Genomic DNA, 13925 nt, shown 5'->3' on the forward strand with positions numbered 1-13925 from the left:
GGTTAATGGGTGCTGCTAATATGTTTGCTGGTTAAAACCGGTAAATCTTCCTGAGGGTGTTCCAGCTCTTTAAGAATACCGCAGTCGCGGGTTGGCTGGCTGTCATGGCAAGAGTCGCGTAAATCCGCGAGTTGCTTTTCCAGTGCCTGCAGCTCGGTAATTCTGGTTTGTACATGACAAAGATGTTCATTAATCAGCTGGTTAATGACATTACAATCTGCTTCAGGATGGCTGCGGGCCTGTAATAACTGTTTGATTTCATCCTGTGCCATATCCAGAGTCCGGCAGCGGCGAATAAACATCAGGGTATCCAGATGCTGCTGATCGTAATAACGATAATTATTATTCTGATCACGCAGGGCCTTCTGCAGCAGCCCTTCTTTCTCGTAGTAGCGGATAGTACCGACACTGCATAAAGATAAACGCGCCAGTTCACCAATTTTCATTTTTTCTCCTTTGCGTCTTGACCCTATAGCGACTACAGGGTTTTTACTGTCAGGGTTAAGTTACACCCGCCAGGAGAAATTATGAACAGTTACATAAAAAATAAAAAATCAATTAATAAAAATCACGCCCATGGTTCTCATAGATCCCATGGATCCCATCACCGTGGAACCCGGGATTCCCACAACCACGGTCACTCCCGTGACCGTCAGGACTCCTGCGGCCAGGGTCATTCTCATGATCGCCGGGATTCCCACGGCCACGGCCACTCCCGTGACCGTCAGGACTCCTGCGACCAGGGTCATTCTCATGATCGCCGGGATTCCCACAGCCACGGCCACTCCCGTGACCGTCAGGACTCCTTCGACCAGGGTCATTCTCATGATCACCGGGACTCTCGCCGCCACGGCAATTCCCACGGCCACCGGGGTTCGCATAACCGCCGTGGCTCGCGGAGTTCCGGGGGGATATTACGCCGGATTAAACAGGCTATCTTCAAACCACAAAACAGCGGAGGCCAGCAGTGCTGTTCTCATACCGCCCCGGTACTGAACGAATTACCCAAGGGAGAAACCACCGCTACCGGTACTGTGACGGCTATCCGTATTATGGAGATGGACTGTCCGGTAGAAGAAAATCTGATCAACGGTAAGCTTAATCAGATGCCAGGAGTATTCAGTCTGCAGTTTGATCTGATGCAACGAATACTCACCGTGACCCACCAGCAGGATAAAACCGACGATATATTACAGGCCATCCGTTCACTCGGGTTTAAGCCGGAGCTTCCCGGTGTCAAGGCAACCTCTTCATCCGAGCCTGCTCCCCGGACCCGCTACTGGCCACTGGTCATGGCGGGCGTACTGGCACTGGGTGCTGAAGCGCTTAGCTGGCTGCAATTTCCCTATGCATTACAGGCGGCTTGTGCGCTTGCAGCAGTACTGCTGGCCGGGCTGAAGACCTATAAAAAAGGCTGGATTGCGGTCAAAAACTTTAATCTAAATATCAATGCGCTGATGAGTGTGGCGGTCACCGGGGCGTTGTTATTACAGCAATGGCCCGAAGCTGCCATGGTGATGGTGCTGTTTAATATTGCCGAACTCATTGAAGCCAAAGCCCTCGACCGGGCAAGAAATGCAATCGATACATTACTAAAACTCGCTCCGGAATCAATGACCGTACAACAGCCGGATAACAGCTGGCAGTCCATGCATCCCAAAGATGTCCCGCTGGCCGCCATTGTGCGGGTTAAGCCCGGAGAGAAAATTGGCCTGGACGGTATTATTGTCAGGGGCAATTCTGCGATTAACCAGTCAGCCATTACCGGAGAAAGTCTGCCGGTAGAGAAAAAACCAGAGGATCCGGTATTCGCAGGGACTCTCAATGAATCCGGCAGTTTCGATTATAAAGTCACCTCTCTGGCACAAAATACCACTCTGGCAAAGATCATCCGTTCGGTGGAGTCAGCCAGATCCGGTAAGGCGCCGACCCAGCGCTTTGTTGACCAGTTTGCGCGGATTTATACGCCGGTTATTTTTGTCCTGGCGCTGGCTGTCGCACTGGTCCCGCCGCTGTTCTTTGCCCTGCCCTGGTCGTTATGGATTTATAATGCCCTCGTAATGCTGGTGATTGCCTGCCCCTGTGCACTGGTTATTTCTACCCCGGTCACTCTGGTCAGCAGCCTGACTGCGGCAGCACGGATGGGAATTCTGGTGAAAGGTGGCGTTTATCTGGAACAGGGTAAAAAACTGCAGTGGCTGGCTCTCGATAAAACCGGCACGCTGACACAAGGCAAGCCTGAGGTGACTGATTTTATTACTCCCGGGGATACAGACAGAGAGCTACGATTAAATATTGCCGCCAGTCTGTCAGGGTATTCCGATCACCCGATGTCTGAGGCCATCACACGCTATAATCCGGCCGGACAGTCACTAAACATTAACCAGTTTACTTCTGTCACCGGACAGGGGATTGCCGGACAGATCGACGGGGAAGATTACTGGCTGGGAAATCGACGGTTACTTGAATCACAGGGTATCCCGATGGCTGATAGTGATGGCCAGTTTAAGTCCCTGGAGAGCCAGGGAAAAACACTGGTATTCCTCGGCAGCAAACGGGGCTTACTGGCGATATTTGCCCTGGCAGATACCGTTAAACAGACCAGCAAACAGGCGATTGAAGAACTTCATCAGTTGGGAGTGAAAACCCTGTTACTGTCCGGTGATAATCCTTTTGCGGTAGAAGAAATAGCCCGCCAGGTAGGGATAGATCAGGCCAGGGCACAACAATTGCCGGACGATAAATTACTGGCCATTGAAGAGTTCAGCCGTCAGGGCGTGACCGGAATGGCCGGGGACGGTATTAATGATACCCCAGCACTGGCCAGGGCGGATATCGGGTTTGCCATGGGTATCGCCGGAACAGATACCGCCATTGAGACAGCAGATGTGGCCTTAATGGATGATGATTTACGGAAAATCCCGATGTTTGTCCGGTTATCCCGCAAAAACGGACAGATTCTGGTCCAGAATATCTCCATGGCGCTGATAATAAAGCTGGTATTTCTGATTCTGACCCTGGTCGGTTCAGGAACATTGTGGATGGCAGTATTTGCCGACGTCGGAGCCAGTCTGCTGGTTGTCGCAAACGGGTTAAGGATCCTGCGTTACTCAGCCAAAGCCTGAACCATCAGCACGGGCTACGGGTGTCTGAGTGCCACAGGCAGATGAATATACTGATGTGGCCCTCTGGCCCGCAACCATCAGCCGGAAATATCAGTAAGATCACGATATGAGTAACGTTGTGGCTCTTAAAAAGCGGTGTTCCTTACTGTGCTTGTCACTGAGCTGTAAGGGGACACCGTTTTATTTATCCGGATATGCGCGGAAGTTCTCACCTGCAGCCACTTGTCAAAACGTCAACCAGAATATCATGCTGTTAATTTTTCCCTCTAATTCTGACCCTGTGATGCGGGCTAAAGATGTTTAAACCGCCACGGTGGTCTTATACTGACCTGCACAGCCACAGGGAAGCAACGGATCCGCAAAATTTTCGGAAAACCCTTAACGCCTCGCAACCTCATAACCAAACAGAGCCCCTACAGAGGATGCTCCAACCTCATTCAGGCAGATATAACAGCAACTACGGTAGTTCTCAGTCATCAGGAGCACCAGAACTACTTCCCTTTTTGTTTGCAGAAACAATGCTTAACACTTCGAACAGATGCAATTAAATAAAATTTAAAGGGAAATTTATCTGAAAGTGAATCTGATTTATTTTTTTCATTATCACTGCTTAATACACCAGATCTAAAACTTATATTTAATCAAAATTTTTTATTTCTGACTTATTTTTGAAAAATTAGCCCATCATAAAACTCACCCGGGAATATATTTCACAGCCCAAAATAAAAACTTATCATTAAATATCAACCTATTAATACCCCATCACTCAGGTCAAACTCATAAAGTTTATAGAAAACCAAAGGTAAAGATTTGAAAAGAATTATATATCGTTTAAGAGCTTTCCTATTCTCTCAATTGGAAATGAACCCTATACAAATAAGACATCTGGTAAAAAAACGAAATTACCCATTACTATTTCATTACAAAATCCTGTGGGGTTTTGGGGGTATTGTTTTTTATTTTCATGTTAGCAGACAAATCCTGTCGCTATCCGTGCGGTAGCTATGCCTTAAATTTTTCGAAGGTCTGATATGGAACGTGTTGTTATTGCCCATTCATCTCTGGGAGACTCTCTGCTTTTTAAAAGCATGAAGGGATGTGAGATATTATCGGAATGGTATGAATATACTATTGATTTTCTGTCAAAAGATAACAGCATCAACCTGAACCAAATGTTGGGAAAAACACTGGCTTTGGAGCTCAAGCCCAGACCCGATGTCACACGTTATTTGAGTGGCATAATTTCCCGCATGGAGTTTGTCGGTCACGAAAAACATATTGAAGAATATTATGTTTACCGCGTAACACTCGTTCCTGAACTCTGGTATCTGACACAAAATAAAGGATTTCGTATCTGGCAAAGCAAGAATGTACAGGAAATTGTTACGTCAGTTCTGGAAGAATACGGCATTCCCTATGAAAGTGCGCTCACTGCCAAGTATCGTCAATGGGATTATTGTGTTCAATATCAGGAAACCATGTATAACTTCATTCAAAGAATGATGCAGCATGAAGGTATTTATTTTTATTTCAAACACAGTGTCGATAAACAGACGCTGGTGCTTGCCGATGCCCCCGGAGCACATAAGCCGTTTACCGGTTATGAGACTATTGAATATCATCAGGATGGTCCCGGGGGTTATGTTAACTGCGAATCGATTGATACCTGGCTTAGCTCAGCCTCTATCACCCCTAGTCTGCACCAACAGGATGACTATAACTATCTGGAATCTAATGCCGACCTCTCCAGCACACTGAAAGTCAGTGATTCCGGAGCGCTAAAAACCGCCACACACCGGGAGTGGCCTGGTCAGTATCAGACGCAAGGCGATGGTACAGATTACACGACGATACGTCAGCAGGAGCATGTTGCCAGACAGCGGGAATCGAAAGGCGCAGGAGATGCTTTCGGCCTGGCCCCCGGATATACCTTTAAATTTTCGATGGCACCACGCGACAGCGATGACGGTGAGGAATTCTTAATTACCCGCGTAGACTATGAGTTAATTGAAAACAGCTACGCCAGTAATGATGATGATAAAACCTTACACCGCTTCAACTTTGTGGTGGTACCCGCCAAAGTCCAGTGGCGCCCCGCCCGCACTGCCCCCTGGCCGCGCAGCGCCGGGCCGCAAACAGCGGTGGTGGTCAATGCCCCGGATGCCACCAAGGGTGACAAAACTTATGTTGCGACCGACCAATATGGTCGCGTTCGGGTAAAATTTCTCTGGTATAAACCCACCGAGGAAAAGGAACTTTACTCCTGCTGGCTGCGAGTTTCCAGTGGCTGGGCGGGTGCTCAGTTAGGGAATTATCAGATACCTCGGGTTGGCGAGGAGGTGATAGTAGACTTTATTAACGGCGATCCCCATATGCCTGTGATTGTTGGTCGTGTTTATAACAATCTGCAAACCCAACCACTCGCTAAAAGCGTGGTTAATATCAAGGATAAGAGTAAGATCCAAGATGACGATTCGATTACTACCGAGGCTGACAGTGACTGGTCATGGTCAAAAAGTGGTTTCTGGACACGAACTATCGGCAGCAGCGATACGACAAACGGCAACCATATCTCTTTTGAAGATCGTGAGGGTGAAGAAAGCCTGGATATGCATGCAGAGAAAGACCTAAATATTTCCGCCAAAAATTCCATCAATATTTATTCGGGTAAAAAGGATGATGGTGCAATTAATATCTGGACGCCAGGTAAAATGCATATTCATAGTAATGAAGCTATCAGCATCAATTCCAAGGTCGCAACTGAATCTCATCAGGGATATCGTAGGGGATGGTACGGAGCCAGTTTTACATTAACTGGACTTCAGCTTGCGATAAATGGTCTCAACGGCACCATGAATCTGGTCAGTAATGTGGCATTTAGTACCACTGATTTCGCCCTCAAAGGTGTTTCGATGGATTATACCTACCTGAAGCGCAGTAAAACTTCATTAGAATATAAAAGCGATATTCAACGCTTTGAGACATTATCTTCATCTGTAAAAATGACTAAGCTGATGTTAATTATGGAAGGTAATTCATCTGCAGTGAATGATGCCAGAGCAGAAATTAATGTCCGTAAAGAGATGAAGCAAATACAAGATCAAAAGAAAAAAACTGATACTGACGGGACAAAGCCGCATGCCACGAGTCGTCGTGATTATGACAACAACGACACCACCAACAACACCAACAACACCAACAACACCAACAACACCAACAACACCAACAACACTAACAACACTAACAACACTAACAACACTAACAACACTAACAACACTAACAACACTAACAACACTAACAACACTAACAACACTAACAACACTAACAACACTAACAACACTAACAACACTAACAACACTAACAACACTAACAACACTAACAACACTAACAACACTAACAACACTAACAACACTAACAACACTAACAACACCAGCAACACTAACAACACCAACAACAACACCCTCGACAATGATGATTCTTATCGTGCGCAGGCAATAAGGAATTTGGAAAGAAGAAATTCGCCCTCTGCACAACAGAACCGCGATAATGCCGGAACAGAACTACAAGACCTCTCCACTGACAGATCGGCGGGTAATACTCCCCGAACAACACAAGCCCGAAGTAATTCTGAACGACAAAATAGTGGCGAATCTAGCGATGGCGATCCTCCCGCCGAATAACTATTAGGTCGATGTATTTAACCCCTGATAAGTCTTTTAATCCGCATCTCACGCCTGGTATGCAATGAAAATTATTAAACCATTACGTATGAGCTGTCTCCAGCGCCCTTATCGCTGGCAGCAACAGGATTATCTGGGCATTGCAGCGCTTACTTTACTGGATATGGGTGCGCAGCCAGGCTTATTCAGTGAACAGGACCTTTGGAAAATGCTTCCGCAGCAATTGCAGTCGCCGGATGGTGTGCCCGATATGGCAATCCCGAAAGCCTGTGCTGAATTTCTCGCCAGCGGCTATGCCTGGACGCGTCATCAGCCGGACAAAACCCGCTGCTGCGCCACTATAGAGGTGGGCAGTCTGCGTAAACAATTAGTGGTGAGCGGAGACCGCGTCTGGCGGGATAATCGTCCCGGGCTGGCACTTCCCTTTGATTCAATTCCCCTCGACTGGCGACACGCCTTCGGTGGTGAAGCATATGCAGAAAATCCTTTGGGTATCGGCCTGGGAAATGAAAATGGTCAGGCCCTGCCAAATATTGAATCACCGCAGCAATCACTGACTGAACCGGGACAGTCCCCTCTGCCCGCCGGTTTTAATGCGCTCTCCTTTACTACGCCGCGCCGTCATGCATTGATGGGGAAAAATTATGACGAGCACTGGCTGCAAAATGAGTATCCCGGCTTTGCGCTGGATACCGACTGGCGGGTATTTAACCAGGCGGAGCAGGATCAATGGTTCAGGGAACAGCCCCAGTTGCCTGCCGGTGCCCGCTGGCGCATCGAAAATATGCATCCGGAAAAGCCAGTTCAGCAGGGAACGCTGCCGCCATGGCAGGCACGCTGCTTTATTACACGCGCCGGGAGTTTTGAAGAGATTTTACTGCGCGCCACCACGGTGCATTTTTTTCCGCATCTCGAACAGATGATGCTGATCTGGCACGGCAGTGCGGCAATTAACGAGGACGATGCCAGCGATATCGATTCACTGATGCTGGCGCTGGAGCTGAAGGATAATCCTCGCGATATCCTCTACTATCAGCAGATATATCACCTGCGCTGCGACGACGAAGATGCGGTACTTACCGCGATGCGCGATCAGGATTTGATTGATGAATCCATCGTTAAACGCAGTAAATCTGTCCTGCCAGAGGCCAGCGACAGCCCGGCGATGCAAAATACGGTCGCCGGCGTAAACCATCAACGTGAAGAATTTCGCAAGCGCATGGAACAACAGGGCCATCCGGTGGACGAGACAATGATGTCATTTACACCGCCATCAGCCCCTGATCCGCACGACTATGACAATCTGCCTGAAATCATAAAACGTAAACAGCAGGAAGGTGATGAGCTGTTTGACCAGATGCTGAACGAGGTTAATAAACATCAGGAAAACAGTAATGTTGGAATCCCGGAGGATGATGAACTGCCTTCTGGTATTGAGAACTATCACCTACAGCGCACCACCCTGGCGTCATCCCGCCATCTGCAAGGTAGTAGCGACGAAAAAATCGAAAAATCCCAACAAGCGATATATGACAACTATCGGTTCACTGCCCATAAACAGAACACAGCACAGCGGCTTTCTCCTGAGGAATCTCAAACGTACAGAACTTGGCTAAGTGAATTAATGGTCGGCGATAAAGATGCCAGCGGCCATGACTTTACAGGGGCTGATCTCTCTGGTCTCGATCTGCGCGGCGCTAATTTTGAGAATGCGTTACTGGAAAACACCGATTTCAGCCACTGCCAGTTGGAAGGATGTAATTTCACTAACGCAGTGCTGGTACGGGCGGAATTTCACCACAGTATCGCCAGAAGCTGTCTTTTCGACGGTGCAAATCTGTCACTGGCGCAATGTTGCTATAGCGACTTTACCGGCTGTGGTTTTAAGGAAGTGGAGTGTGAGGATACACAGTTTGAACACTGTATTTTTAACCACGCTCAACTGGCTGACCTGCTTATTCGTGAAGCCTATATTCGCCATTGCCGTTTTCATCAGGCGGTACTGGAAAACTGCAATTTTATGGATCTTCATATGTCAGACCTGGATTTCAGCGATGCATTACTCAGGAGCTGCAATTTTATCCGCTGCCAGCTGGATAGTTTCAGTTTCAGGGGGATAACCGCGACCGGCATATCACTGTTGAGTTGCCAGGCCGAAAAAGTCGATTTCAGCGATGCCCTGATGAAACACTGGGTGTTTGTTTCTGAGACATCACTGCAACAGGCGCGTTTCAACCGTGCTTCCCTGACAGAATGCAACTTCCGTGACCAGCAACTGCAGCAGGCAATTTTTGACCAGGCACAACTCGATAACTGTGACCTGAGTGGCGCGAACTGTCAGCAGGCCAGCATGCAGCTTATGCGCACCCACAACAGCCGCTTTGTTCGCACCATACTGCATTTCGCCGATCTGCGGGGCAGTCTGTTATTGGGGGCAGATTTACAAAAAAGTGAACTTCAGGGTTGTGATCTCAGCGACTGTAACCTGTTCCGCGCCGATCTTTCGCAAACAATCACTGACGGGGATACCCGTTTTGAAGAAAGCCTGATAGAAGGTATGAAAACAGTGCCTCGCCGAAAGGGATTGCGCGTATGACAATTATGACGCCGCAGACAATTCAGCAAGCCTGTAAGCGGGGTGAGATCCTTACAGATATTCAGGTAATTGATCGTAACTTTAGAGATCTGGATTTGTCGGGGGGTATTCTGACAGAGATCGATCTGAGCGGCTCGGATTTCTCCGGCTGTAATCTGCAGGAAACATTATTCAGCGAATGCCAGCTTCAGGGCAGTAATTTTCAACAGGCGCAACTGAAAGAAACGTTGTTCAACCAAAGCAGGATGATCGCAACGATCTTTGACAACGGCACCCTCGAAGAATGTCTGTTCACTCAATGTATTCTCGATGAAGCATGTTTCAGAGAAGCTATTCTTTACGGTACAAAATTTACCCACTGCGAGCTTAATGATGCAAATTTTGAGCTGGCCTCACTGAATAAATGCACGTTCATCGAAGTCACTCTCAACAATGCAATATTCAATTATATCGGCTGTAAAGAGAGTGCTTTCATGCAGGTCGATTTGCGTGATACCGATTTCAGTGCCAGTGATTTCTTCCTGACCACCTTTTTTGAGTGTGATCAACGGAACGCCCAATATGCAGATATGCGTTTCGAACGCTGTCAGTTTCAGAAATGCCGTCTGGAAGGGGTGAATTTTTCAGGGACGGCTCTGTCAGGCAGCAACTTCAGCCATTTATCACTGTTCGGTACCCGACTGGATGGCGTTCAGGCAGAACGGGCAATGTTTTGCGGCTGTGAGTTAACCGGCACCGATTGTCGTAATGCCTGCTTTAACCAGGCAAACTTCAGTGACGCCACCCTGACAGGCTGTGACTTCAGTAACAGCTCTCTGCAACGGGCACTGTTTCAGAAAGCCAGTGCCCGGCAAACCCGGTTTTATCAGTGCGCCCTGCATTATGCCGACTTTTCCTATGCGCTGGTCGATGATGCCGACTTTACCGGCGCACAGTTTCAGCAAACCCGTTTTCACCGCGCCAGCCAGCAAGAAAGTCGTTTTTCCTCCCGTGACGGAATTTCTGAACAGGATGATGCGCTGTTTGCCGCAGAGAACTGGCAACCCAAAACGCGCCCTAAACCACAAGAGGATTACCATGAGCCAGGTTGATCAAACGCTGTACCTGCCCATTCAGCCCCCCGTGCAGGATCAAGGAAAGGTCATTTCCGTAGAAAGCGACGGCAGCGTGCAGGTACTGATCGCAGGCCGCCGCTGGTGCTGCCAGCGTGCCGCCAGTTGCCTGCTGCTACCGGAGCCTGGCGATCTGGTGCTGGTTCACAGCAGTGGCATGCAGCTCTGGCTGCTGGCGGTCCTGATCCGTGATTGCCCGACTCAACCTGCACAGATCCATTGCGAAGGTGAACTACAGATTCAGGCGACGCAGGCTATCAGCCTCAACAGCCCGCAGTTTAACCTCACCGCCGGTAAAGGCGACTGCCATGTCGAGGAGATGAAATACAGCGGGAAATCACTGTCTGCCTGGATCAGTGTCAGCCGGTTTATTGGCAAACGCTGTGAAAGTGTCTGGGAGAGTCTCAGTCAGGTCAGCCACCGGCTGATGCGCAGGACCATTGAAACTGAACAAGTCCGGGCCGGACAACTGGATATAAAAACCAGCGACTTTACCCGTCTGCATGCCCCTGCCACCTTTATCAGCAGTGAAACGCTGACCCGGGTCGATGGCAAGCAGATTCATATCGGTTAATGAATCTTTCACCGTGGAGGAAAGTATGTTTGCAAACTGTCAGTCTGGCGGAACCGATCAGGCAATGGCCGATGTATGTAAAAACCCGGTACCAGCGACTTACGTCAATCTGGCGCCCGGGCCGACCGCTATACCTAATATTCCTTTCATCCTGTTCGCTGGCGGGCCGGCACATAATATGGCGACCATCACCCCGATAACGCAGGGCGATGAAGCCGGAGTATTGGGTGGCGTTATCTCTCAGACAGTAATGGGTCCCTCGCGGCATATCACGGGTTGTAGCACGCTGTTGCTACAAGGCATGCCAGCCACCCGTTTAACCAGCGTAACCCAGCAAAATACTAATAACGCCCCGGGGGTTCGTATTTCTCCCAGCCAGACCATTGTTTCACTGCTTGCCCGCTAACGACTGCGTTTTATCATGCTCAAAGGATACCGGCGTTAACATTATGAAAAAAATAAAAATTATTTTCGCAGCTATCGCAACACTACTGGTGCTTATTACTGCAGGATGCAAATCCCCGCCGCCGGTCGATCCTAATCCCATAGAGACCACAACCGTCAATGGCGTAGCACTGGTCCATCGCCACTCCGTGCAGGCCCCGTGGCAATTCACCCCTGTCAATGCGGAATACCGCGCACTCTATAACGCCTCGGTGATCAGTAAACCTGACTTCAGTGGGAATCGGGTTAAATATCTCACCGCCGGTCAAAGCCTTAAGGTGCTGGGTCTGGTTGAGAACCAATGGCTAGCCATTGCCGGCGATGATAACAAACAGCTTATCGGTTATATCCAGTTCAGAGCCGCGGTCCCGGCCGATCGTTATGAGGACACGATTAAGGTTCCTGAACCGAAACGCCGCGTTCAGCAAAAACAGTGCGTCGGTGTGGGTACCGGTCAGGCATGCCGTAACAGCAAGTCAGGAACCTGGGTTATTCGCTAAGGAGTCCGGTCATGAGGCGAGTTAACGTTCTACGAATCAGCCTGTTATGGCTACTGATACTCTGTCTGGCAGGTTGTATGTCTTCAGCACGGCAGGTGCCAGCCAACTGGAAACTGACCTTTAACAGAACGTCCGCCACCAATAACGGGGCACCACTGAAGATACGGGTATTTCTGCTACGTTCAGACGCCAATTTTATGTCGGCAGACTTTTATTCTTTACAAAACAACGCAGAAAACGTGACTGGCGGTGATGTGCTGGAGAGTCGGCAGTTTTTCCTGACTCAACAGGCCGGCGATAAAATACTGCAGGGGAATTCCCCCCCGGAAGCGCGCTTCATCGGAATCATTGCCGAATATCAGTCAATCAATGGCAAAAGCTGGCGTCTGTCGTTACCACTGCCAGCCCCACTGACTACCAATTTCTACAAATTCTGGCAGTTCTCTCCTGATGAAATGAAGGGCGTAGTCGATGCCACTGCTGGCGGGCTGCAATACAAACCGACGGATGATTAACCGTCACACCCGGAAGGCAATATGAACACAGCAGATAAGGTTATCTGGAGCGAAGGGATGTTTTTACGTCCCCATCATTTTCAACAATCTGAACGTTGGCTTGAGGCTTACAGCCGCAGTTGGGGAAAATTGCAGTGTCCCTGGCATTGGGGATTTATGACGCTGAGTATTGATAATGCGCTGCTGCGTCAGGGAAAGCTGGCGATAGCTGAAGCCAGCGGCATCATGCCCGACGGAACACCCTTTACGATTAGCCATCCGGATAATGCGCCTGTTCCCCTCGACCTCTCCGGGGTGACAGAAGAGATCACTATCGTGCTGGCGTTACCTGAACAACGTAAAGGTCGCACGGAAGTGATATTCAATGAAGCGGCCGATTCTCTGGCTCGCTATCTGAGTGAAGATCGTGAAGTGGACGATCTCAATGCATCTGCCGTCGGCCGGGCCGCAATGCAGTTTGGCCGGCTGCGCCTGAGTCTGATGCCTGCCGCCGATGTAAATGCCGAGTGGACCGCAGTCAGCGTCGCCCGGGTCAAGGGCACCGGTAAAGATCGTAGTCTGCAACTGGATACCGGTTTTATACCGCCGTTACTTAACTGTCATATTTCACCGTCAATCACCGGATTTCTTAATGACATGCAGGGTATTTTGGCCCAACGCAGCGAACAAATGGGGCAACGTCTGCAACAGGCCGGGCGTGGCGGTAATACCGAAATGATCGATTTCATGCTGTTAACGCTGATTAATCGCTACATTGGCCAGGTAGACCACATACGGCGGTTACCGCAATTGCACCCTGAGCGACTGTTCAGTGACTGGCTGCAATTCGCCACCGAACTGACCAGTTGGTCGCCCTCACGGCGCCCCGGCGACAAATTACCGGTTTACAATCACGATAATCTCTATCTGAGTTTCAGCCGCCTGATGCTGCAGTTGCGCCAGAGCCTGTCGCTGGTGATGGAAGAGAACGCACTGCAACTGACACTCACCGAGCGCTCCCATGGTCTGTACGTTGCCACCGTCTCCGATGTCAGTCTGATTCGGGATTACGGTTTTGTCCTTGCCGTCCGCGCCGATCTACCGGGAGAAACCCTGATTACCCACTTCCCTGCCCAGATGAAAATTGCCCCGGTAACCCGTATTCGCGACCTGGTGCAATTACAACTGCCGGGTATCGGGTTACGGGTCATGCCCTCTGCCCCACGTCAGATCCCGTGGCACTCAGGCTATATCTATTTTGAACTGGAGCGCGGAAGCGAACTATGGAAACAAATGGCGAAGTCTGAAGCTTTTGCCCTACACCTTGCGGGTGACTTCCCGGGTCTGGATCTTCAACTTTGGGCATTGCGTAACTCCCGCAACTGAGCAGACAAAGAGGC

General features: G+C 49.4%; 10 protein-coding genes. 9 read left to right on the plus strand and 1 reads right to left on the minus strand.

Features of this window, described 5'->3' with window-relative positions:
* Nucleotides 1–2 precede the first annotated feature (2 nt).
* Nucleotides 3–446 (minus strand): Cd(II)/Pb(II)-responsive transcriptional regulator, encoded by a 444-nt coding sequence (gene cadR, locus HA49_RS09360; protein ID WP_038022380.1) that lies wholly within the window; start codon nucleotides 444–446, stop codon nucleotides 3–5.
* Between the two features lie 81 nt (nucleotides 447–527).
* Between cadR and HA49_RS09370 the strand changes: the two genes are divergently transcribed.
* From HA49_RS09370 to tssK, 9 genes are all read left to right on the plus strand, one after another.
* A complete protein-coding gene (locus HA49_RS09370; RefSeq protein WP_084706394.1) occupies nucleotides 528–3125 on the plus strand; it encodes a heavy metal translocating P-type ATPase in 2598 nt (865 codons plus the stop codon).
* A 1031-nt stretch (nucleotides 3126–4156) separates the two neighbouring features.
* Nucleotides 4157–6805 (plus strand): type VI secretion system Vgr family protein, encoded by a 2649-nt coding sequence (locus tag HA49_RS21165; RefSeq protein WP_052752464.1) that lies wholly within the window; start codon nucleotides 4157–4159, stop codon nucleotides 6803–6805.
* Nucleotides 6806–6869: 64 nt separating this feature from the next.
* Nucleotides 6870–9401 carry a DUF2169 family type VI secretion system accessory protein gene (locus HA49_RS09380; protein ID WP_038022387.1) on the plus strand — a complete coding sequence of 844 codons (2532 nt, stop codon included), beginning with the start codon at nucleotides 6870–6872 and terminating at the stop codon, nucleotides 9399–9401.
* Entirely contained in the window at nucleotides 9398–10492 is a 1095-nt protein-coding gene (locus HA49_RS09385; RefSeq protein ID WP_038022389.1) for a pentapeptide repeat-containing protein, read from the plus strand. The genes HA49_RS09380 and HA49_RS09385 overlap by 4 nt, the downstream gene beginning before the upstream one ends.
* Nucleotides 10479–11087, plus strand: a complete 609-nt coding sequence (locus tag HA49_RS09390) for a DUF3540 domain-containing protein (protein WP_038022391.1) — start codon at nucleotides 10479–10481, stop codon at nucleotides 11085–11087. Before HA49_RS09385 ends, HA49_RS09390 begins: the two co-directional genes overlap by 14 nt.
* A gap of 25 nt (nucleotides 11088–11112) precedes the next feature.
* On the plus strand, nucleotides 11113–11493 hold the full coding sequence (locus HA49_RS09395; RefSeq protein WP_038022392.1) for a DUF4150 domain-containing protein: 381 nt from the start codon (nucleotides 11113–11115) through the stop codon (nucleotides 11491–11493).
* 43 nt (nucleotides 11494–11536) lie between these two features.
* Nucleotides 11537–12031, plus strand: a complete 495-nt coding sequence (locus HA49_RS09400; protein ID WP_038022394.1) for an SH3 domain-containing protein — start codon at nucleotides 11537–11539, stop codon at nucleotides 12029–12031.
* An 11-nt stretch (nucleotides 12032–12042) separates the two neighbouring features.
* Nucleotides 12043–12546, plus strand: coding sequence for a type VI secretion system lipoprotein TssJ (gene tssJ, locus HA49_RS09405; RefSeq protein ID WP_038022395.1), 504 nt, complete (start codon nucleotides 12043–12045; stop codon nucleotides 12544–12546).
* A gap of 21 nt (nucleotides 12547–12567) precedes the next feature.
* Nucleotides 12568–13911, plus strand: a complete 1344-nt coding sequence (gene tssK / locus HA49_RS09410; protein WP_038022397.1) for a type VI secretion system baseplate subunit TssK — start codon at nucleotides 12568–12570, stop codon at nucleotides 13909–13911.
* Nucleotides 13912–13925 lie beyond the last annotated feature (14 nt).

Origin of the sequence: Tatumella morbirosei (assembly GCF_000757425.2) — a bacterium.
GTDB lineage: Bacteria > Pseudomonadota > Gammaproteobacteria > Enterobacterales > Enterobacteriaceae > Tatumella > Tatumella morbirosei.